21 protein-coding genes are annotated in these 21,146 nt (G+C 35.6%); 7 read left to right on the plus strand and 14 right to left on the minus strand.

Annotation, left to right across the window (positions count from 1 at the left end; translation table 11 throughout):
• The first annotated feature begins 67 nt into the window (after nucleotides 1–67).
• A complete protein-coding gene (locus G6R40_RS03510; protein ID WP_165131623.1) occupies nucleotides 68–1,057 on the plus strand; it encodes a prolyl-tRNA synthetase in 990 nt (329 codons plus the stop codon).
• Nucleotides 1,058–1,104: 47 nt separating this feature from the next.
• Nucleotides 1,105–2,535: an OmpP1/FadL family transporter gene (locus tag G6R40_RS03515; RefSeq protein ID WP_165131625.1), complete on the plus strand. Its 1,431-nt coding sequence runs from the start codon at nucleotides 1,105–1,107 to the stop codon at nucleotides 2,533–2,535.
• 227 nt (nucleotides 2,536–2,762) lie between these two features.
• On the opposite strand, the gene G6R40_RS03520 is transcribed toward G6R40_RS03515, so the two are convergent.
• From G6R40_RS03520 to G6R40_RS03585, 14 genes are all read right to left on the minus strand, one after another.
• Nucleotides 2,763–3,101 carry a HopJ type III effector protein gene (locus tag G6R40_RS03520; protein WP_165131627.1) on the minus strand — a complete coding sequence of 113 codons (339 nt, stop codon included), beginning with the start codon at nucleotides 3,099–3,101 and terminating at the stop codon, nucleotides 2,763–2,765.
• 87 nt (nucleotides 3,102–3,188) lie between these two features.
• Nucleotides 3,189–4,580: a nucleoside permease gene (locus G6R40_RS03525; RefSeq protein WP_165131630.1), complete on the minus strand. Its 1,392-nt coding sequence runs from the start codon at nucleotides 4,578–4,580 to the stop codon at nucleotides 3,189–3,191.
• A gap of 21 nt (nucleotides 4,581–4,601) precedes the next feature.
• Nucleotides 4,602–5,219 carry a bifunctional nuclease family protein gene (locus G6R40_RS03530; RefSeq protein ID WP_165131633.1) on the minus strand — a complete coding sequence of 206 codons (618 nt, stop codon included), beginning with the start codon at nucleotides 5,217–5,219 and terminating at the stop codon, nucleotides 4,602–4,604.
• A gap of 463 nt (nucleotides 5,220–5,682) precedes the next feature.
• The gene (locus G6R40_RS03535; protein ID WP_165131635.1) at nucleotides 5,683–6,630 is read right to left on the minus strand and encodes an electron transfer flavoprotein subunit alpha/FixB family protein; all 948 of its coding nucleotides are present in this window, start codon (nucleotides 6,628–6,630) and stop codon (nucleotides 5,683–5,685) included.
• A 38-nt stretch (nucleotides 6,631–6,668) separates the two neighbouring features.
• Nucleotides 6,669–7,415 carry an electron transfer flavoprotein subunit beta/FixA family protein gene (locus G6R40_RS03540; RefSeq protein ID WP_165131637.1) on the minus strand — a complete coding sequence of 249 codons (747 nt, stop codon included), beginning with the start codon at nucleotides 7,413–7,415 and terminating at the stop codon, nucleotides 6,669–6,671.
• 223 nt (nucleotides 7,416–7,638) lie between these two features.
• A complete protein-coding gene (locus G6R40_RS03545; protein ID WP_165131639.1) occupies nucleotides 7,639–8,343 on the minus strand; it encodes an SDR family oxidoreductase in 705 nt (234 codons plus the stop codon).
• A 65-nt stretch (nucleotides 8,344–8,408) separates the two neighbouring features.
• A complete protein-coding gene (locus G6R40_RS03550; protein ID WP_165131641.1) occupies nucleotides 8,409–9,791 on the minus strand; it encodes a dipeptidase in 1,383 nt (460 codons plus the stop codon).
• Nucleotides 9,792–9,869: 78 nt separating this feature from the next.
• Entirely contained in the window at nucleotides 9,870–10,106 is a 237-nt protein-coding gene (locus tag G6R40_RS03555) for a hypothetical protein (protein ID WP_165131643.1), read from the minus strand.
• Nucleotides 10,107–10,194: 88 nt separating this feature from the next.
• Nucleotides 10,195–11,349 carry a THUMP-like domain-containing protein gene (locus tag G6R40_RS03560; protein ID WP_165131645.1) on the minus strand — a complete coding sequence of 385 codons (1,155 nt, stop codon included), beginning with the start codon at nucleotides 11,347–11,349 and terminating at the stop codon, nucleotides 10,195–10,197.
• Nucleotides 11,349–12,509: a methylmalonyl-CoA mutase family protein gene (locus tag G6R40_RS03565; RefSeq protein WP_185670501.1), complete on the minus strand. Its 1,161-nt coding sequence runs from the start codon at nucleotides 12,507–12,509 to the stop codon at nucleotides 11,349–11,351. The genes G6R40_RS03560 and G6R40_RS03565 overlap by 1 nt, the downstream gene beginning before the upstream one ends.
• 2 nt (nucleotides 12,510–12,511) lie before the next feature.
• Nucleotides 12,512–12,862 (minus strand): FtsB family cell division protein, encoded by a 351-nt coding sequence (locus G6R40_RS03570; RefSeq protein ID WP_165131647.1) that lies wholly within the window; start codon nucleotides 12,860–12,862, stop codon nucleotides 12,512–12,514.
• Entirely contained in the window at nucleotides 12,862–13,473 is a 612-nt protein-coding gene (gene udk / locus G6R40_RS03575; protein ID WP_165131650.1) for a uridine kinase, read from the minus strand. The genes G6R40_RS03570 and udk overlap by 1 nt, the downstream gene beginning before the upstream one ends.
• An 85-nt stretch (nucleotides 13,474–13,558) precedes the next feature.
• Nucleotides 13,559–14,119, minus strand: a complete 561-nt coding sequence (locus G6R40_RS03580; protein ID WP_185670502.1) for an ElyC/SanA/YdcF family protein — start codon at nucleotides 14,117–14,119, stop codon at nucleotides 13,559–13,561.
• A 140-nt stretch (nucleotides 14,120–14,259) separates the two neighbouring features.
• Nucleotides 14,260–15,327, minus strand: coding sequence for a flavin reductase family protein (locus G6R40_RS03585; RefSeq protein ID WP_262887663.1), 1,068 nt, complete (start codon nucleotides 15,325–15,327; stop codon nucleotides 14,260–14,262).
• Nucleotides 15,328–15,472: 145 nt separating this feature from the next.
• On the opposite strand from G6R40_RS03585, the gene G6R40_RS03590 reads away from it, so the two are divergent.
• The 5 genes from G6R40_RS03590 to G6R40_RS03610 all read left to right on the plus strand — a co-directional run bounded on the left by G6R40_RS03590 (nucleotide 15,473) and on the right by G6R40_RS03610 (nucleotide 21,108).
• Complete coding sequence (locus G6R40_RS03590; protein ID WP_165131656.1) at nucleotides 15,473–16,108, plus strand: TlpA family protein disulfide reductase; 636 nt, start codon at nucleotides 15,473–15,475, stop codon at nucleotides 16,106–16,108.
• 70 nt (nucleotides 16,109–16,178) lie between these two features.
• Complete coding sequence (locus G6R40_RS03595) at nucleotides 16,179–17,159, plus strand: iron chelate uptake ABC transporter family permease subunit (protein ID WP_165131659.1); 981 nt, start codon at nucleotides 16,179–16,181, stop codon at nucleotides 17,157–17,159.
• A complete protein-coding gene (locus G6R40_RS03600) occupies nucleotides 17,159–18,100 on the plus strand; it encodes an ABC transporter ATP-binding protein (protein WP_165131662.1) in 942 nt (313 codons plus the stop codon). Before G6R40_RS03595 ends, G6R40_RS03600 begins: the two co-directional genes overlap by 1 nt.
• A 139-nt stretch (nucleotides 18,101–18,239) precedes the next feature.
• Nucleotides 18,240–18,692, plus strand: a complete 453-nt coding sequence (locus G6R40_RS03605) for a MarR family winged helix-turn-helix transcriptional regulator (RefSeq protein WP_165131665.1) — start codon at nucleotides 18,240–18,242, stop codon at nucleotides 18,690–18,692.
• Between the two features lie 10 nt (nucleotides 18,693–18,702).
• Nucleotides 18,703–21,108, plus strand: coding sequence for a 3-hydroxyacyl-CoA dehydrogenase/enoyl-CoA hydratase family protein (locus G6R40_RS03610; protein ID WP_165131668.1), 2,406 nt, complete (start codon nucleotides 18,703–18,705; stop codon nucleotides 21,106–21,108).
• Nucleotides 21,109–21,146: the final 38 nt, after the last annotated feature.

The following is a 21,146-nucleotide window of genomic DNA, read 5'->3' on the forward strand; positions in this document are numbered from 1 at the left end:
ATCGTACTTTTGGTACAAATTTGGTATAAAGAAATGCAAATATAATAAACTTAATACTCTATTGAAAATGAAAACTTTTATCAATTATAACATTTTTAATCTAATTAAGTCTAAAACCTTAATGATGATTTCTGGCAGTCTCCTTTTAACATCTTGTGTTGTGTACACAGGAGGTTACTCTGAGACAGATGGTGTTTATTACGATCCTAATAGGGACAGCCTTCCAGAAGGTTACACTAGCAATCAAACTAACCAGATAGATCAGTATTATGATTATTCTGATGCTGGCATTGTTGAACAATCTTTAAAAAATCAACAATTGAGCAATAATCGATATGGTAGCTATGACTCTGACTGGGGTTCTTATACAGGAACCGAAACCTACTATACCAATTTTAACAATTGGGGATGGGGATCTAGCTATTATGGTTGGGGTTACCCTTATTATCCTTCTCGTTGGGGATGGGGATATGGTTGGAATATAGGATTTAGTTGGGGTTGGGGAAACCCTTGGTATGCTGGTTATAACTCATATTGGGGCTATGGCGGTGGCTATTGGGGTGGCTATTACCCATCTTATGGCTATGGTGGCTATTATCCTTATTATGGTAATTCTTACTACATTCCTAGAGGAAATAGAAATACTAATGGTAACAGATTAAGTGGAATGTTAAGAGAAAACACTGTTAGAAACATGAATAATTCTAGTGTCAGAAATCCTAATGGTGGAAATCGTAGTCAAGGCATGATTAATAACAATGCAGGGACAAGAAATCCTAATAATATGGGAGGCATTAGAAATAACACTTATCCAAACCAAAGCAACGGTTCTATCCGTCAAAATGGTGGCGTGAGAAATGATAGTGGCGTTCGTAATAATACTGGCGGAATAAGAAATACTTCACCTATGCCACAACAAAATACTGGAGGATTCCGTAACAGCGGTTCTAACAGTGGAGGTTTCAACTCTGGTGGCGGAATGCGTTCAAGTGGAGGCAACATGGGAGGAGGCATGCGCTCTAGTGGCGGTGGCGGAATGCGATCTGGTGGACGTTAATTTAATAATAAATAAAAAATTTAAAATAGTTTTTAAACAACATTAATATGTTAAAGAGAACATTACTGGTACTTTGCCTACCTGCAGCTTTTTATCTTAAGGCACAAGACATATCAGAGATTAGAAATACTACAGATGTCTATAACAACAATCGTATATCGGGAACGGCAAAATATGTAGGTATGGCTGGATCCATGGGAGCGCTCGGTGGTGATATTTCTAGTCTAAATGTTAACCCTGCAGGCTTAGGCGTTAACATCGCAAGTGACCTTAGTTTGAGTCTATCAACTTTTTCTAACAAAAATAAAAGTACACTAGCAGGCACTTCGGTATCTAATAAAGTTAATAAAACTGATCTGGGCAATGCATCGGCAATTATTGCTTTTGATCTTACCAATATGAATTCCAAATGGAAGTTTGTTAACATTGGTGTTAGCTATAATTCTATCTTTCTTAATGACGGGCTAGGCACTCCAGGAAATAACAATATTGTTATTCAAAAAGATTTAATTGATGCTAACAACAATCCATTAGTAGGAAACTTGACCTATAAAGGTCATGTTTATAACAGAGATGGACGTTTGAACAAAACCAACTTTTCTCTTGGAGCCAATTATGATAACAAAATTTATCTAGGTGTTGGCGTTAATATGAGCAACGCTAATCTCACACAGGACGATTACGCTTTCTTTCATCTGGATGCAAATAATGTTACGGATTCTTATGAAAAACAATATACACCTTACCTAGAGCAGGCTAATGGATTCTCTGCTAATTTTGGTATTATTGGAAAAGTTAACAATATGTTCCGTGTGGGAGCAGCTATTGAAACACCAACTTGGTGGTCTACAGAGCGCGTCTATAGAGATTATATGATCGATAATGATGGATATACAGATGCAGCAGACTTTAGCGAAAAGAGAGATTTGAGAACACCTTTCAAGGCAACCTTAAGTGCCGCTTTTGTTCCAAATAAAAACTTTGCGTTTAACGTGGATTACATCCAAGGATTAGGAAAACCAAAATACACCACAACATCAGCGGTGAACACAGATCTCAATGCGTTTTATAACGAAAATTATAAAAGCTCATCAGAAGTTAGATTAGGTGCTGAATACCGTTTCCAAGGTCTTCGCGTGAGAGCGGGTTACGCATTTTCCAGCAATCCATTCAACAATATGAGCTTATCGAGTTATAATGACAGTGGCATCATACAAGACACCAACTACTCTAATTTAATTCTATCTAAAAGAAATACTTTGGGTGTAGGACTTGGTTACGATTTCAAAGCATTTTATATCGATGCGGCATACCAAAATGTTTCATCGGATTATAACAATCCATTCTTGTATGGAAATGTTGACCAAGGCACTGGTTATTACAGTAACAATTTTGATATTAACGCGCCTGCTTACGCCGTTTCTAAAGTTAAAAATCAAGTGAACAATTTTGTTTTCACATTGGGTTGGAAATTTTAATTGAATCAATTTACATACAATAAAAAAGCTATTCATTTCTGAATAGCTTTTTTATTAAGGCTATGTCAACTGTTTGTCAGTTGGTCGTTGTTTCTTTTGCGTAAACTTTTTAACAACATAATCAATAACAATTGGTGCTAAAATGGTCAATAAAGTTTTGAATAGTTTAGATCTCATAATTAAATATTTTCTCAATACCAACAAGATTTAAGCCACAATTATCAAAGCTATTTTTCAACCAAAGCTTCCCCATCGAATTTAACATCGTCCCAACCATACTTCATAAAATTTCGGATATTTTGATGATCACTTCCAGTAGGATTTTTCAAAACTTCTTTTGTGTAAAAATCTCCGAATAAAGACAAAGTTTGATCTTTTGTTAAATCATTTAATTTTGCAAAACTAAAAATCTTACAAGATCCGTTATTTTGATTAGCAACATTCACTTGGTCACCATTGGTAAATTTGGTTGGATAAAAATGATAATGGCTATCAATATAAGCGATAACATCATTAAAATTAAACTCAGTTTTCCCGTCTTTTATCTGTTCTAAAATCGTACTCATTGTCTATTCATTAAATTTAAAATCATTTCTAAAACCAAAATTACAACAAAAAAAATCCGAATTCAATGGAATCCGGATTTATATTAATTAATGTCCTGAATTATCAACAGCCTTGGCTACTGTTTCAGCATTATGTTTGTGTCGGAAAAGAATGGCGAAAGCCACACCAACTATCAACGCGTAAATCGCGAAGGTCAGCCATATCTCATGCCAATTTTTCATTAAAATTGTTGTTGATAAAATACCATCGGGACCTATGCTAGCATTGAAAGAATTTTTAAGTATTGACAAGAAAGTCGGGTTATCAACCGTTGTTTCCAAATAAGTTGCCAACTCTGTCGCCGTTGTGAACTTGTATGTGAAGTATTTATCAATCATCCAACCTGCAACATTACTCCCGATAACGGCCCCGAAACCATTTGTCATCATCATAAATAAACCTTGCGCAGATGATCGGATTTTTTTCTCCGTAGTCGTCTCAACAAACAAAGAACCCGAAATGTTGAAGAAGTCGAATGCCATACCATAAACAATACAAGACATAACAATCATCCAAAGTCCATCCTGTGGATTACCATAGGCGAATAATCCGAAACGTAAAACCCAAGCAAACATACTCAGCAACATCACGTTTTTGATACCATATTTCACTAGGAAAAATGGAATGGCAAGGATAAACAAAGTTTCAGAAACCTGAGAAATTGCCATAATAATCGTAGAACGTTGTACTACAAAAGAATCGGCATATTTCGGAAAATTAGCAAACTCGCTCAAGAAAACATCGCCATAAGCATTGGTCAATTGCAACGCAGCCCCCAACAACATCGAAAAGATGAAGAACAAAGCCATCTTATAATTCCCGAAAAGCTTGAAGGCATTAAGACCCAATTGCTCAGTAATCGGTGCTTTTTTATCGATCAGGTTTTCTGGCGGACATTTTGGAAGCGTTATCGCATAGACGCCCAAAAGCACAGCAACGGCTCCTGCGATATAGAATTGTCCTTCTGTAGCCTTGCTTCCTGATAGGTTGGTGATAATCATCGCAACAATGAAACCAACGGTTCCCCAAACACGAATGGGCGGAAAATCCTTGACAACATCCAGATTATTATTTTTAAGAATGCTATAAGAAATTGAATTACAAAGCGAAATCGTTGGCATATAGAAACACATCGCTGCTAGCATAATATAAAAAAATGTACTAGGACTGTCTGCATGAGGTAGCAAAAATAACGTAGCACCATATAATACATGCAAAATAGCATAAATCCTTTCCGCGTTCACCCAGCGGTCAGCAATAATCCCCGTAAGGGTTGGCATAAATATCGCCGCAATCCCCATGGTTCCGAAAACTGCCCCGAATTGTGTACCGTCCCAATGTTTTGTTCCAAACCAGAAGTTAGCCATCGTAATGAGCCAAGCTCCCCAAACGAAAAACTGAAGAAAACTCAGTATCGTTAAACGTAATTTTATGTTCATAGTAAAGTAATGTAAATAGAATTATTCAATCTTTCGGTTGCGCTTTTTGATTTCTTCTTGAATGCGCATTGCTGTGTCAAAATCTTCATCGCGAACGGCATCTTCCAATAGTTGATTCAGTTCTTGCGTAGAAAATTTAGAAAATGTATTTTTATCTGTGAAATCTGCTTTTTCATCAAAAGATTCTTCTGTATAGTTTTGTTCTTCTTCTTTTTCTTCTATTTCTAAAAGTATTCCGGCCTCGTTAAGCACTTGCTCTGTTGTATAGATGGGCGCATCAAAACGAACCGCCATCGCCACAGCGTCAGAAGTGCGGGCATCCAATATAAGATCTTCGTCCGTAATATTATTCGTAAATACCAAATTGGAAAAAAATACACCATCCAAAATTTGATAAATTATAACAGAACTAAGCTTGTATTGCGTAGAGGTCACAAACTTTGCAAACAAATCATGTGTAAGCGGTCTAGGTGGCTGGATGTCTTTTTCTAAACCTAAAGAAATGGATTGCGCTTCAAAATTACCAATAACGACAGGAAGTTTGACACCCGTCTCTTCGTGTTCTAAAAGTAATGCATAAGCGCCAGATTGGGTCTGGCTATAGGAAATTCCTCTAATGATAAGTCTTTTGTAATCCATATAGCAAATATAAAGTTTTTTAGGAATTATCGTATCTGTTTTTATAGTGAGCTTAATCATTTGATTTGTAATAAATAAACTTAGGATTCAAAAAATTCTGGGATAAAGAAAAAACCCCATTTTGTTGGTCAAAACCTAAGTTGTAAGCTCATTAAAATTCATAGTTTTTTAGGGCTTAAAAAATAGCAAGCTTGCCAAGGCCCAACGGCAAGCTTGGTATCAGTCAATAGCAAGCTTGTTATCATCCAATAGCAAGCTTGCTTTTTTGTGGGATCTAAAATTCTTGAGATCCGTTGGTATGTGCAAAGCTGGTGCGCCCCGGATGGAACGGCCTGTCGGAGCTCGCGCCGCAGGCGCGGGCATTGGCTGTGGCGCGACGCAGCGACTAGTGACAGCCGGAAATGGCGCCCAAATAAAAAAGCCCGAGAAAATTCTCAGGCTTTATATATGGTCCAAAAATCGATTACGATTTGAAGGCTTTTAATTTTTCCGTTAAAGCGGGTACGATTTGGAACGCGTCACCTACTACCCCGTAATCCGCAGATTTGAAGAATGGTGCTTCTGGATCACTGTTGATTACCACAATGGTTTTGGAACCGTTAACTCCTGCTAAGTGTTGGATAGCGCCAGAGATTCCTACGGCGATGTACAAGTTAGGCGAAATTGCTTTACCTGTCTGTCCAACGTGCTCAGCGTGGGGTCTCCATCCAATATCTGCTACTGGCTTGGACGATGCTGTTGCAGCGCCAAGAACATTAGCTAGCTCTTCGATCATTCCCCAGTTTTCTGGACCTTTCATCCCACGACCTGCAGAAACTACGATTTCGGCTTCTTTTAGGTCTAGTTTTCCTGATGATTGCTCGTGGCTGATGACTTTTGTGTCTTCGTTAACAATGCTAAGGTCTTTCACTTCTTCGGAACCTGCAACAATGTTTTCTTTAACACCGAAAGCGTTTTGAGATACAGTCACAATAACTGAAGTTGCATCTGCTTTTGCTATCATAAAGCCTTTTCCTGAGAATGCTTTTCTTTTCACTTGGAAAGGTGTGATGTTTTCTGGTGCTGCAATAACGTTAGTTAATAGCGATGCGTTTTTTTGGATGGCTAACATTGGCGCGATAGAAGATGCATCTGTTGTATGTGGGAAAACCACGATGTTGCCTTCTGCTACTTGGTTAACGGCATCTGCATAAGCTTTTGCACTGAAACTTTTAAGTCCTTCATCTTTAACATTCACAACTTTTGTTGCACCGTATTTGTATAATAAATCTGAAGAATCTGTTGGGTTGATAGAGATTGCAGTTACTGTATCGCCAGCTTGATCTGCAATTGCTTTAGCGTAAGATACTGCCTCGAAAGCTGCTTTCTTGTAAACGCCATTTATATTTTCTGCATATACGAATATTGCCATGTCTTTAAAATTTGAAATTAAACAATTGAGATTTGAAATTAGATAACTTTAGCTTCTTCGTGAAGTAGTCTTACCAATTCGTCTAAGTTGTCTGGAGAAACCAATTTAACAGCTGCTCTTGCAGGAACACTATCAAAAGAAATAGCGTCAACTTTAACTTCTGAGTTGATTGGCTCTACCACTTGCAAAGGTTTGGTTCTTGCAGACATAATTCCTCTCATGTTAGGAATAATCAAATCTTTTTCTTCTACGATCCCTTTTTGTCCAGCGATAACTGCAGGTAACTTAACAGAAATGGTTTCTTTACCACCTTCAATTTCTCTAACTGCTGTTGCTTCCGCACCATTAACATCTAGTCCGACACATGCATTTACAAAAGGTTGATTTAGCAATGCTGCCACCATACCAGGAACTGCGCCACCGTTATAATCGATAGACTCTTTACCTGCCAATACGATATCGTATCCACCATCCTGAGCTACTTTTGCAATTTCTTTAGCTACAGAAAAACTGTCTTTAGCGTCGGAGTTTACGCGTACAGCATCGTTAGCTCCGATAGCCAAAGCTTTACGGATAACAGCTTCTGTACCTGCGTCGCCTACATTAACCACCGTAACTGTAGCGCCTTGAGATTCTTGTAATTTTATAGCTTTTGTTAAAGCGAATTCATCCAAAGGATTGATTACCCATTGGATACCATTCTTATCAAATGCAGACTTGTCTGCTGTAAAGTTAATTTTACTTGTCGTATCAGGCACACTGCTGATGCAAACTAATATTTTCATCTGGATAATTTTTAAAAATTAAGCTTCGTAAAGATACTAAAATTTACTATGCGTGCATAATATTTTAGTATTTTATGAATAAGAAAAGCTTATGCTTTGATATAAGGGAATTTGATAAACGGTACGGGAAAAACTTCATTAATATTTATTAAATAAAATAGTCATCTGTGAGTTCATGCAATCCCAAAAATCTTTATCAACTTCCGAAATCTGTATTTGTTAATTATTTTTTTACTTGACTTGCCCGCAATTCTATCTTAGAAGGAAGGACGCGCGGATCCATATTTAGCATGTTAATAATTAAATCACCAACATCACTAGGTTGTATCTTCCAAGCATCTTCTTCTTTCGGTTCAGAATTGTTAAAATAGGTATTAATTGATCCTGGCAAAATCACAGCGCATTTGATATTAAACTTTCTCAAATCTATCATAGCCGCTTGTGTAAAGCCAACAACGCCAAACTTAGAAGCATTGTAACCACTTCCCTTTTCAAAGAAATATTCTCCCGCCAAACTTGCAATGGAAATGAAATAGCCTTCGGTTTTCTTCAAAGCTTCGATCGATGATTTTAATGTATAAAAAACGCCTGTCAAATTGGTGTCAATCATTTCGTGCCAGTCTTCAATACTCAACTCATCAACAGATGCAAAATGCCCCAAGCCAGCATTGGCCACCACTAAATCTATTTTTCCGAATTTTTCTAAGGTTTTTGAAATCGCTTGTTGTTCATCTCCAAAATTTTTAACATCGGATACAATTCCCAAAACATGCTCTCCTAAAGGATCGAGTTGAGTTGCTGCCTTATCAACATCTTCGGGTTTTCTCCCAGAAAAAGCGACTTTAAAGCCATTTTTTAAGAGAACTTCAGCAATTCCAAAACCAACACCTTTTGTTCCACCTGTTATATAAGCTACTTTATTAGACATATTAAAACTTTAATTATGTAAAAATAAAAAAGACAACTCAAATTGAATTGTCTTTTTTATACATTTTATCCTTTTGCGTAAAACTCAAAGAAATACGGAATACTTTCAATGCCTTTATAATAATTGTAAAGGCCGTAATGTTCGTTGGGTGAGTGGATTGCATCCGAATCTAGACCAAAGCCCATTAACACAGATTTTGCGCCCAACACTTTTTCGAATAATGAAGTAATCGGAATACTTCCACCACTTCTGTAAGGAAGAACTTCTTTACCGAAAGCTTTCTCCATCGCTTTTTTCGCTGCTTGGAATTCTTTGGTATCACTCTCTAGCACGTAAGGCATTCCACCGTGATGTGGTGTTACTTTTACTTTTACGCTTTTCGGAGCGATTTTCTCGAAATACTTCGTGAATTTTTCTGTGATTTCTTCAGGGGTTTGATTCGGTACCAAACGCATCGAGATTTTAGCAAAAGCTTTAGAAGCGATTACCGTTTTGGCGCCTTCGCCTGTGTAACCTCCCCAAATTCCGTTAACATCTAAAGTCGGACGAATAGAGGCTCTTTCTAAAGTCGTATATCCTTCTTCCCCTTGAATATCGTTTAAACCAATTGATTTTTTATATGCTTCTGGATCGTCTTTCAATTTGTTCATTTCTTTACGATCTTCATCAGAAACCACCAAAACATTGTCGTAGAAACCATCAATGGTGATATGGCCTTTATCATCGATAAGATCGCCAATCATTTTTGACAATACATTAATCGGGTTAGGCACTGCTCCACCATAAAGTCCAGAGTGCAAATCTCTGTTTGGCCCTTCCACTTCTACTTCTACATAACTAAGACCTCTAAGTCCCGTAGTTACCGTAGGTTGATCAACCGAATAAATATGCGTGTCTGAAATTAAAATAACATCACATTTTAGTTTTTCTTTATTCTCTTCCAGGAAATCGGCTAAACTTGCAGAACCCACTTCTTCTTCCCCTTCAATTATGAATTTAACATTACACGGCAACGTATTGGTTTTCATCATCGCTTCGAAAGCTTTCACATGCATAAAGAACTGACCTTTGTCATCGGCAGAACCTCTTGCGAAAATTGCTCCGTCTGGGTGTAACTCCGTTTTTTTAACCACTGGCTCAAAAGGATCGCTTGTCCATAATTCTAACGGATCCGCTGGCTGCACATCATAATGCCCGTACACCAAAACAGTAGGCAACGCTGGATCGATGATTTTTTCGCCATAAGCCACGGGATAGCCTTTGGTTTTTAATACTTCAACATTATCCGCGCCTGCTTTTTTTAAATGTCCTGCAACAGTGTCAGCACATTTCAAAACCTCTTCTTTGTAAGCTGGATCAGCAGAGATGGAAGCTATTCTTAGCACATCAAACAATTCGTCTAAAAAACGTTGTTTATTTTCTTGAATATAATTTTGAGTTTCGTTCATTTTAGAAAATTTGAAATTAAAATATATAAAAAATGTCTCACAAGACGTAAGACATTATATGCTTTTAACAGTATTTTATTAATTTGCTTTTACAGTATCAACTTTTGCAGCAGGCATTTCCTCAACAGCAGCAGTTTGTACTGGAGCCGCTTTTGTTGTATCAACCACTGCTTTGTAAGTTCCTTTTGGTGCGTTAGGATCATCATATCTCACCACATCGTCGGTTTTCTTAACACGACCTTTGTTACCGCCTTCTGGCAAACTACAAGATACTATAACTAAAGCTGAAGCCAATAATAAAACTGATTTTTTCATTCTTAAAAATTTAAAGTTCAAAATTAATAAAACTAGCCGTCACAACAAAATAAAAGCACGAAATTTATTCAGGTTTTAAATAACCTCTTTACGCATCCAAACTTCTGAGAATAATTTTCCCTTTTTGACTTTGCGTAAATATTAAATATTGATTTCCACCATCTTTTATTTTGTATTTCTTTTTGATGTCGTCGGGCGACAAAGGATGGTTTTTTGAAATGATATTGTATTTTGAATTTTTCTCAATCTGTTTGGCATCTATTTTTTCAATGTTTAAAATTCGACCTGGAAAATTTTTCACCAATATTTCAGAAGTATAAAAATGGGTATTGGGATGAAGTTTTGTCAAATTAAATGCTTTTGAAATTAAATTAAAAGCGCCCGATTTCAAAATCGAATTGTTCGGAATGTACAGATAATTGGAAGTTTCGCCGAAACTTGCGTGACTGCGTTTTTCATCATCAATATTAAATGTAAAAACCGCTTCGTTGCTTTCCAGATTAATGCAAGAGCATTGTATTTCTTTGTAAGAATGTTGCGGTTCTATAACAACCAACAATTCTTTAACGTCGTTTTTGACAGCGATAATCTGGATTTCAGTTATGTTTTTCAAAACCGAAATCAAGTAGGAAATATCAATTAATGGTGATAATTTAACAACTATTTTCTTCCCGACTTCATTCAATACATCTTGAATTTCTAATAAATTTGGCGACAAATCTTCTAGTAAAAATTTCTTTTTCAGTTGCTGGTCGCGTCGCGCTGGATCGAGATAAATAACATCAAATTGACTTTGATTTTTGGACAAAAAAGTTTCTAAACTTTCATTGATAAACTTAGCTTTTCGATCAAAAACAGTCCAGTTGTGTTCTACGATTTTAATCAAACTTTCGTTCTGCTCAACCAAAGTAACTTGCTCAAAATTTTGAGACAAAAAATAAGCATCAATTCCAAAACCGCAAGTCAAATCAATAAAACTTTTTCCTTGCAACAATTGCGCTTTGTAAACGGCTGTTGATTGTGACGAAGCCTGCTCCAGATTAAGATTTGGAGGGAAAATTATTCCCTCTTTTTTTAAAAATGGAAACTTTTTTTCGGCCACTTTTTTGCCTTTTATTTGCTGAACAATTTCGTGCATCGAAATCCCATCAAAAGGGGATTTTTTCAACAATAAAGAATGCAAATCTGCGTGGAGATTTGCATTAATATAATATTGTATGTCTTTATTTAAAATAGTCTGCATTATTCAAACATTTCTGCCCAACGCACTGCTTTTATTTCGTTTTTATTATAAAGATCAGCAACCGATTTTGTAATATCAAGTTTTGGATAAAGATTGACACCAATTAATTTAATTTTACCTTCTTCCACCCAAGATTGCTCTTTTGTTGCTTGGTTAAAAATAAGTTCTTGGATTTTCCCTGACGCAATAGATTTTGTAAAACCTCCGTTTTGCTCAATGTTTAGGAATAAAGTCCACGTTTTTTCTGACAATTGTCTGGTAATATCTTCGATAACATAACTGCCAGAAGTCGCGTCCTCAAAGACATTGATGATACTTTCGTAAGCCAAAACAATCATCTGTTTGAACGAAACTTCTTCCGAAAGTTTGCTTTGATTATTTATTTTGAAATTGTTTGCAAAAACAGCATCGGCTCCACCAATCATGGCTGCCGATAATTCTAAAGTTGAACGAATTAAATTGTTTTCTTCATCATTATTAGCTTTGTTTCTAAAACTTGTTTCAGCAAAAATATATGGGAATAAATTAAGTCCGTATTCTTTTGACAATTGATTAAACAAATATTTGAAAGCGCGGATTTTTCCGATTTCTAAAAAATATTGATAACCAACTGCAAAACGGAAACTTAGTTTATCTAAAATTTCGGCACCGAATTCTTCTACCAAATCTTTGGTTTTCGCTAATGCGATTGCCAACTGCTGAACCAAAGAAGCGCCAGCATTTTGATAAATTGTAAGGTCAACACCGATATTTCTTTTGAAATTTTGATTTAATAGATATTGTGCTAATTCTACATTAATGCTTGCATCTGCATTGAAAACATCCACCAAAGAGATATATTGATTGGACGCGTCCTGACTAATGTTTTTCGCCAAAACAGCATTGGTGAAAAACAAAATTTTCTCAGCAACTTTTACATCTTCATCAATCAAAAATGCATAAGCATCTTCTTCTAAAGTCTCGTTATATTTTGCGACAAGATGTGTGCTTTCTTCTAGTCTTGGAAGTTTTGGCGCTGCTGGATTTGTATTATCGTAATAAGGTTTTACGATAATATCTTCAAGATTTTCTTTAATTAATATTGAATAAATATCTTCGGTTTTCAATTGTTTTTGTACCAATTGTTCCCAATCCTGAAGACTAATTTTTGGAAATTCCATGTTTACTTTTTATCAATTGTTGTACTGTCTGCTACGAGAATAAAAATTTCTTCATTTGGTTTTTTCATAAAGTAATTTTCGCGTGCATACTTTTCTTTCTCATCTTTATTATTCATGAGTTTTTTGAAGAATGCATCATTTTTCTCGTATTCATTTTTATAATAATCAAGTTGGTGTTCATACTTTTTGATGTCACCATTTAGTTCATTAACAACCAAAAAAGAGGTGTTATCAAAGAATATCATCCATACAAAAAACATCATCAAAGTGATGGTATATTTGTTAAGAATGTAAGATCTAACAAAAGTAAATCCTGTTGATTTTTTCTTGATATCTTTGATAAGTTCTTTCATTATTTCTTCAGAGAATTGTTAATAACCGTTGTCAGAAAATCTATCGCTACTGTATTGTTTTTCATATTCGGCACGATAAGATCCGCTTCATTTTTTGATGGTTCGATAAACTCCTGATGCATTGGCTTTAGCGTTGTTTGGTAACGGTGAAGCACTTCTTGCAAATCTCTTCCGCGCTCTTGTGTATCGCGACGAATTCTACGTATAAGTCTTTCGTCAGAATCTGTATGAACAAATACTTTAAGATCATATTCTTTAAGAAGATCTTTATTGGTCAACACCAAAATACCTTCTACAATCAACACATCTTTGGGTTCTACCAAAACATGATCTCCCGTTCTGGAATGTGTTACAAACGAGTAAACAGGTTGTTCTATGGCTTGGTTATTTTTTAGCGCACGAACATGTTGTGTTAACAATTCGAAATCTATAGACTTCGGATGATCGTAGTTTAAAGCTTCGCGTTCTGTTAAAGTTAAATGTGGATTATCGTGATAATAATTGTCCTGCGAGAGAACGTTAACGCCTTCTACATTAAGCTGTTGAAGAATTTTGTTAACGACTGTGGTTTTTCCAGATCCTGTTCCTCCGGCAATTCCAATGACAAGCATATTTTGATTTTTTACAAATTTAATTTAAAAATCACATTCAGCACAAAAGAAATAGCTACAAAAAACATGATTTTACGTACAAAAATTAGTTCTCTTTCGGTGAAATTCCTAAAACATAATAAACAACTGCCAAAACTCTTGCTAAAAATTCTCGGGTATGATTTCTATAAAAGCTTTCATTTTTAGTAACATCTTGGGCATCAAATCCCAAAGCATTCATATTATTATTTCGTGCAAAAAACAAAGCTCTTAGATTATGAAAACCTTGTGAAACGATAATCACATTCGACTGTTTATAAATATCTTTGCAACGCAAAATACTTTTGTGGGTGTTAAAACCTTTTGGATCTTCGATGATAATTTCTGGTGGGACACCTTCTGTATAGACCAAAAATTTTTTCATTGCGGCTGGCTCATCATAATTCTTACTTTTCTCACCACTTACGATGATTTTTTTAATTTTTCCATGATGATACAAAGTCCCTACAGCAGCCATTCTTGCGGTGAAATAAGGATTTGCAAAACCCGATCTCATTTTGGGAGATGTCCCAAGAACCAAAGCGCTTTCGCGAGGTGGCACTTTGCTAATTTTGGTATACGTCCTTCCACTGGTTAATGCGAATACCCAGAAATTTGCTAAAATCATCAGCAAAAAAATCAGTTCAAGGCTAACAAAAATAGTCTTGAAAAAAGATTTTATAAACTTCAACATACAAAGGATCCGCTAGACGTCATTTTTTTTGAAGGAGTGAATTTAACTATAATTTTTTAAAAATGAAAAAATTATTAATCCATTAAATCAAAATCCAAAAATAAATCTTGACTCATCGCAAAGGCAGAACATGGCAAAATTTTGGACTGTGACAACTCTTTATCTGTCAAATATTCATTTTCTTCCATCTCGACTTCGCCTTTTTCCAGTTTACAAATACAACTTCCGCACACGCCAGATTTACAAGAATACGGTACATTAATCCCCATTCCTAAAAGTTGTTGCAGGATTTTCCCTTTATTATTTTTCAAAATAATATCGTCTTTTATAAGATGATTGTATTTTATTTTCACCTTAATATTTTCGATTATCGGGAAAGCTTTTTCTTGCGGATAAATATTGTCGTTAAAAGATTCGAACAATTCAAAATGAATGTCGCGTTTTGGGATTCCATTATTATAACAGGCATTTGCGACAGATTTTATCATATCGCCAGGACCACAAATCACCACTTTGTCCGTAGAATCCCAAATTGTTGACTCGTCATCTTCGTCGTCCAAATGCAGAATTTGATTAATAATAAGTTTGACTTTTTTTTCGTCTAAACGCCCTTCTAAAAGTGGATTATTAAGCTTTTGGCGGGAGAAAAAATAATAGACAAAAAAACGATCTGCATGGTCTTTCTGGAGTTGCTTTAACTCATCAAAAAAAATAATATCCTCTTTGGTTTTGTTGCTATAAAAGAGAAAAATCCTTGTCCTAGGCTCTTGATACAAAAGATTTTTTATGTGACTGAAAATTGGCGTAATCCCAATCCCTGCAGCAAAAGCTAAAATACTTCTTTTCTCATGCGGTTTTATGATCAAACTAAATCGACCTTGTGGCGGACTTACCAAAATCTCATCGCCAACTTGATAATTTTGGTACAAAGCATTGGCAGAACTTTCTGAAGATTTTATTTTAACGGCCACTTCAAAATTTGACTCGTTTGGGGAAGTAGTAATGGAGTAATCATTAATTATTTCGTGCTGATTTTCATTAAACTTCAAAGCAACATACTGTCCTGATTGATAACCGAATACAGCCTTCTTATCTTCAGGAATACCGAAACCTAATAGAAAACTATCTTTGGTCAAGTCCATTTTTTTAACTATTTTTAACCGATAAAACCGAGGCTGGTTACCAACTGATAATACTTGTTCTGTCATAGCCTCAAAATTAATCAAAAATTATCAAAGTATAATTTCAAAAAATCAACAACAACCGAGTTTAATCAATAGAAAATAAATGAAAAAATACGTCTTAGGTCTTATTTTAGGAACATCTTTAATCGCATGTAAAAATGATAAAGATTTGAAGTTTGAAAACAAAAACAACGCAGAAGATTCTTTAGCAATTGACAGTACACAAGAAGTTGATTCTCTTGGTGCGCATCGAGAATTACTAGAATTAACACCTGAAAAAATTCCTACTTTGCTATCTGCAAAAACCAATGATACGCTGTATGTAACCAACTTCTTTGCGACCTGGTGCCAACCTTGTATGATAGAAATTCCGCATTTCAAAGAAAAAATGGAACAATTAAAAGATCAACCTGTTAAATTCACTTTTGTAAGTCTGGATAACAAGTCGGATTGGCCAACACAAGTTAGCGATTTCGCTGATGAATACGGACTTCGCAACAATATCGTTTTGTTAGATGGCAGTCTTTTGACACCCGAATTCTTCTCTCAAAATTTTGACACTTGGAATGGAGAAGCTATTCCTTTCACCTTGATGCGTCGCGGAAATATGGTGGACGAATATATGGGCTCAATGAAAAAGGAAGAAATAAATGCCAAGATTGATAAGATGATGGCTGCCAATTTCACTCCAAATATTAATGAGCAAAAAGAAAAAAATAAAATTACTGGCAAAAAATAATCTAAAAAAGGTATCCAATTGGATGTCTTTTCTTTTTAAATAATCGTATTTTTGGCATTCAAAATTAAGTATGGCAAAAGGCTTTGGAATTCTCGGTATTGTTTTAGGCATCGGCATTCTTGTGGCGGTAGTTGTTAATCTTAATATCGGATATATCCCATTAGAATTATCGGATTTTTTCGATAAAACTGCTGACAATTCTGCGATCGCAGACATCCGTATCAATCGTGTTTTGGCCATGCTTTTAGCAGGTATATCCATCCCAAGTAGTGGATTTTTATTACAAGAATATTTTAAAAACCCTTTAGCAGGACCAGATGTCTTAGGCATAACATCGGTATCGAGTTTGGCAGTGGCTTGTTTTATTTTTTTTTCACAATCTTGGATAATGCCAGATTTTATACAAAATAGCTTCATCAGCATATCAGCCATTGGCGGTAGCTTGATTTTAATGCTTGTTTTAATTTTGTTTTCAAAACGTTTTCAAAATGCTTCTTTCATTATTATTTTTGGATTTTTAATTTCAGCTTTGGCAGGCGCAGTTGTCAGCATTTTACAATTTTATGTCGAAAGTCAAAGCCTGAAAAACTATATTTTATGGTCTTTTGGAGCGAATAATAATGCAAGTCGAGATCAACTTTTAATTTTGTTTTTATTTGTTGTGCTGGGCTTATTTTTTAGTTTTAAATCTATAAAACCTTTGATGGGAAATGCTTTCGGCGCGGCTTATGCAAAAAGTCTAGGTGTTAATCTAGATCGACTGAAATACACAATCATCATCGCCACATCTTTGCTATCAGCTTCTGTCACAGCTTTTCTTGGTCCTATATTGTTTGTTGGAATTGTTGTTCCACATTTTTGCAGATTACTTTATAATCCATCAAAACTTTGGCACCAATGGATTCTGAATATGATTTTAGGCATTTTTATCATGCTTAGTTTTTCAGTTTTAGCAGAATTAACGCAATTTCCTATCAATATCATAACATCAATTATTGGCATTCCTGTCATCCTTTTAATGCTTGTCAAACAATCTAAAAATCTAGCGTAATGGAAAAATTTTTAGACTTAAAAAACTTAAGCATAGGCTACAAAAAAGCTTTAGTAGAAGACATTAATGCAGAACTTCACTTAGGCGAAGTTGTTCTGTTGATGGGAAATAATGGCGTCGGCAAAACTACTTTGATTAAAACACTTCTCAAACAAAATACTATTCTGCAAGGTGATATTTTTTTAAACTCTAAAAACATAAAATCATATAGCCAGAAAGCCATTGCAGAAGAAATTGCAATTGTCTTTTCCAAAGCTGATATTCCGTACAATTATAGCGTTGAGGAACTTATCAATTTCGGAAAATATATCCATTATCCTTATTATTTTAAAATTGACGCAGCAGATAAAAACGACATTTCAAATCTTATTGAAAAATTAGACCTTGAACAATATCGTCATACCCAACTGCAACATTTGTCAGATGGAAATCTTCAAAAAGCATTTATTGGTCGTGCTTTAGCACAGAATTCTCCCATGATAATTTTGGATGAACCAACAACGCATTTGGATGAAGATAACAAACTAATGATCCTGAAACTATTGCGTCAATTGGCGAAAAAACATAACAAACTGATTTTGTTTTCATCACACGACTGGCGATTAGCCCGTGAATTTGCGGATAAAATTTGGTGGATTCGCGATCAAAACTTACAAGCTGGTTTAACAGAGGAAATTCTTTTAAAGAATAAAAACTTCCTAGATCCTCATATTTTCAATGTTAATCACAATTTTGTTTCCCCAAAAATCGACGCGCCACAATTGGAAAAAGAGTTGCTATTTTCTTTTTTGCAAAAGAATTTTGACGTAAATTTATCTTCATTTTCAATTACTTATAAAGAAGACAAATGGTCGGTAATCTCTAATTTTTCAACAACTTCCCACAAAAGTTTAGCCGAAATTAAAAATTCATTACAAACACTCTTAAATTCTACAATTTAGATAATCAATTTTAAATTTTATTACGAATAGCATAACAAATAACCTGTTGATTTTCAATATTTAACATTTATTTAACGGAAATATACTATGCATGCATAATATATTTTCTTATTTTTGAATAATCACTTTAAAGGTTATTATGGACAAGAAAAATTCAGATAAAGTTGAAAGTGTAGATTTATTACTTAAGTCTGCGTGGTTAGCGGTTTCAAAAATGTATTCGGATAAAGCATCCTTATACAATTCAACAGCAGTACAAGCTTTGACATTGTTAAAAATTGACCCAAAAGAAGGGACAAGAAGTACAAATCTAGGCCCTAAAATGGCTATTGAACCAACTTCTTTAACAAGAATCATTAAGCTTTTGGAAGATAACGGTTACATCTATAAAGAAAAAACTACGACGGACAAACGTGAAGTCATTATCAAACTTACCGAAAAAGGTATCGAATCGAGAAATCTATCAAAAGAAGTCGTTCTGGATTTCAATACTCGCGTTATGGAAACAATTCCGCAGGAGAAGTTTGATGTCTTCAAAGAAGTAATGTCTTCGATTCTTAAAATAGCAAACGATCTAAATAATAAAAAATAACAAAATTATAATGAAAAGACGAATCAAACACGTTACAGTTTTAGGTTCCGGAATTATGGGAAGCGGGATTGCTGCACACTTTGCGAACATTGGTGTAGAAGTTTTGCTTTTGGACATCGTTCCTTTTGAACTGACTGAAGCTGAACAGAAAAAAGGACTTACCAAAGAAGACAAAGTGGTTCGCAACCGTATTGCTTCAGAAAACTTTGCGAAACTTCAGAAAGCCAGTCCAGCGCTACTCTATTCTCCGAAATTTGCAGATAGAATTAAAGTTGGAAACTTCGACGATGATTTAAAGAAAATCAAAAACACCGACTGGATTATCGAAGTTGTTGTGGAACGATTAGACATCAAAAAATCGGTGTACGAAAAAATTGAACAGTTCAGAAAGCCTGGAACATTGGTTTCTTCTAATACTTCGGGAATTCCAATTCACCTTTTAACAGAAGGTAGAAGCGATGATTTCAAAGATTATTTCGCAGGAACGCATTTCTTCAATCCAGTGAGATATTTGCCTTTATTAGAAATTATTCCTACGCCGCACACAAAACCAGAAATTGTCGATTTCTACATGACTTACGGTGCAAAATTCTTAGGAAAAACAACCGTTCTTGCAAAAGATACGCCTGCATTTATCGCCAACAGAATTGGGGTTTTCGGCATTATGAACATCTTTAATACCATCCAAAAATTAGGTCTGAATATTTCTGATGTTGATAAATTGACAGGTCCTGTAATCGGTCGTCCAAAATCAGCAACTTTCCGTACAGCGGATGTGGTTGGTTTGGATACTTTGGTGCACGTTGCCAACGGTGTTCGTGAAAGCGGTGTTGAACAAGAGATCTTCAAAGATCAGTTCGCCATGCCTTCTTACATCGATTTCTTGATGAGCAATAATTTCTTAGGTTCAAAAACCAACCAAGGTTTCTTCAAGAAAGTGAAAAATGCCGACGGTAAATCAGAAATTTTAAGATTAAACTTAGACACTTTAGCATACGAACCTCAAGGAAAAGTAGCTTTCCCGACTTTAGAATTAACAAAAACCATCGATAAACCTATCGACAGATTCAAAGTTTTAATTGGTGGAAAAGATAAAGCAGGCGAATTCTACAGAGCTTCTTTCGGTGCGATGTTCGCGTATGTTTCACACAAAGTTCCAGAAATTTCTGATGACATCTATAAAATCGACGATGCCATGAAAGCTGGTTTCGGTTGGGAAAACGGTCCTTTCGAAATTTGGGACGCAATTGGTGTTCAAAAAGGAATTGATTTGGCTAAAGAAGCCGGTTACGAAGTTTCTGATTGGGCGAAAGAATTGGCGGCAAAAAATGAAACCTTCTATAAAGTAAATGACGAAGGCCAAAGCATTTTCTACGATAAAAATACCGGAAACTACGATCAAATCCCTGGTCAGGAAGCTTTCATTATTTTAGATAATATCAGAAAAAACAAAACCCTTTGGAGCAATTCCGGATCGGCAATTTTAGATTTAGGCGACGGAATTATCAATTTCGAAATTCGTTCTAAAATGAATTCTTTGGGTGGTGAAGTTCTGGACGGATTAAACAGAGCCATCGATCTAGCCGAAAAAGAATACGACGGTTTGGTGGTTGGAAATCAAGGTGCTAATTTCTCTGTAGGAGCCAATTTAGCCATGATTTTGATGATGGCAATTGAGCAAGATTGGGACGATTTGAATATGGCAATCGCGTATTTCCAAAAATCGATGATGCGCGTTCGTTACTCATCAATCCCAGTCGTAGTTGCGCCTCACGGAATGACTTTGGGCGGTGGTTGCGAAATGACCATGCATGCAGACCGCGTAGTTGCCGCTGCCGAAACCTACATCGGATTGGTAGAAACCGGAGTTGGTGTCATTCCTGGCGGTGGTGGTTCCAAAGAATTTGCGTTGAGAACATCTAGAGAATTCCATGCAGATGATGTTAAAAACAACCGTCTTCGTGATGCGTTCATGAATATCGCCATGGGTAAAGTAGCGACTTCCGCTTACGAAGCTTACGATATGGGAATCCTTGAAAAAGGAAAAGACATCGTGGTGGTTGACAAGAAACGTCAGATTGCAGAAGCTAAAAAAGTAGCGAAATTATTGGCCGAACAAGGTTACACCCAACCAATTGAGCAAACGGTAAAAGTTCTTGGAAAAGATGCTTTAGGAATGTTCTACGTAGGAACCGACCAAATGTTAACCGGTAATTTCATTTCAGAACACGACAAGAAAATTGCGGACAAACTAGCCAATGTTTTAGTAGGTGGAAATCTTTCCGAACCAACTGTTGTTACTGAACAATATCTATTAAATCTTGAAAGAGAAACTTTCCTGCAATTATGTGGCGAAAGAAAAACTTTGGAAAGAATTCAGTACATGTTGCAAAATGGGAAACCACTTCGTAATTAGTGGAGAGCTCCGTAGGAGCGAACTGTTAATAGATTGAA

It is taken from the genome of Chryseobacterium sp. POL2 (assembly GCF_011058315.1).
Classification (GTDB): Bacteria; Bacteroidota; Bacteroidia; order Flavobacteriales; family Weeksellaceae; genus Soonwooa.

Excerpts from the sequence above, each read along its gene's own strand:
- G6R40_RS03610 (WP_165131668.1), top strand. The coding sequence starts at position 18,703 with ATGAAAAGACGAATCAAACACGTTACAGTTTTAGGTTCCGGAATTATG.
- G6R40_RS03595 (WP_165131659.1), top strand. The coding sequence starts at position 16,179 with ATGGCAAAAGGCTTTGGAATTCTCGGTATTGTTTTAGGCATCGGCATT.
- G6R40_RS03535 (WP_165131635.1), bottom strand. The coding sequence starts at position 6,630 with ATGGCAATATTCGTATATGCAGAAAATATAAATGGCGTTTACAAGAAA.
- G6R40_RS03520 (WP_165131627.1), bottom strand. The coding sequence starts at position 3,101 with ATGAGTACGATTTTAGAACAGATAAAAGACGGGAAAACTGAGTTTAAT.
- G6R40_RS03605 (WP_165131665.1), top strand. The coding sequence starts at position 18,240 with ATGGACAAGAAAAATTCAGATAAAGTTGAAAGTGTAGATTTATTACTT.
- G6R40_RS03600 (WP_165131662.1), top strand. The coding sequence starts at position 17,159 with ATGGAAAAATTTTTAGACTTAAAAAACTTAAGCATAGGCTACAAAAAA.
- G6R40_RS03580 (WP_185670502.1), bottom strand. The coding sequence starts at position 14,119 with ATGATTTTAGCAAATTTCTGGGTATTCGCATTAACCAGTGGAAGGACG.
- G6R40_RS03590 (WP_165131656.1), top strand. The coding sequence starts at position 15,473 with ATGAAAAAATACGTCTTAGGTCTTATTTTAGGAACATCTTTAATCGCA.
- G6R40_RS03570 (WP_165131647.1), bottom strand. The coding sequence starts at position 12,862 with ATGAAAGAACTTATCAAAGATATCAAGAAAAAATCAACAGGATTTACT.
- G6R40_RS03540 (WP_165131637.1), bottom strand. The coding sequence starts at position 7,415 with ATGAAAATATTAGTTTGCATCAGCAGTGTGCCTGATACGACAAGTAAA.
- G6R40_RS03555 (WP_165131643.1), bottom strand. The coding sequence starts at position 10,106 with ATGAAAAAATCAGTTTTATTATTGGCTTCAGCTTTAGTTATAGTATCT.
- G6R40_RS03545 (WP_165131639.1), bottom strand. The coding sequence starts at position 8,343 with ATGTCTAATAAAGTAGCTTATATAACAGGTGGAACAAAAGGTGTTGGT.
- G6R40_RS03585 (WP_262887663.1), bottom strand. The coding sequence starts at position 15,327 with ATGGACTTGACCAAAGATAGTTTTCTATTAGGTTTCGGTATTCCTGAA.
- G6R40_RS03550 (WP_165131641.1), bottom strand. The coding sequence starts at position 9,791 with ATGAACGAAACTCAAAATTATATTCAAGAAAATAAACAACGTTTTTTA.
- G6R40_RS03560 (WP_165131645.1), bottom strand. The coding sequence starts at position 11,349 with ATGCAGACTATTTTAAATAAAGACATACAATATTATATTAATGCAAAT.
- G6R40_RS03510 (WP_165131623.1), top strand. The coding sequence starts at position 68 with ATGAAAACTTTTATCAATTATAACATTTTTAATCTAATTAAGTCTAAA.
- G6R40_RS03530 (WP_165131633.1), bottom strand. The coding sequence starts at position 5,219 with ATGGATTACAAAAGACTTATCATTAGAGGAATTTCCTATAGCCAGACC.
- G6R40_RS03525 (WP_165131630.1), bottom strand. The coding sequence starts at position 4,580 with ATGAACATAAAATTACGTTTAACGATACTGAGTTTTCTTCAGTTTTTC.
- G6R40_RS03565 (WP_185670501.1), bottom strand. The coding sequence starts at position 12,509 with ATGGAATTTCCAAAAATTAGTCTTCAGGATTGGGAACAATTGGTACAA.
- G6R40_RS03515 (WP_165131625.1), top strand. The coding sequence starts at position 1,105 with ATGTTAAAGAGAACATTACTGGTACTTTGCCTACCTGCAGCTTTTTAT.
- udk (WP_165131650.1), bottom strand. The coding sequence starts at position 13,473 with ATGCTTGTCATTGGAATTGCCGGAGGAACAGGATCTGGAAAAACCACA.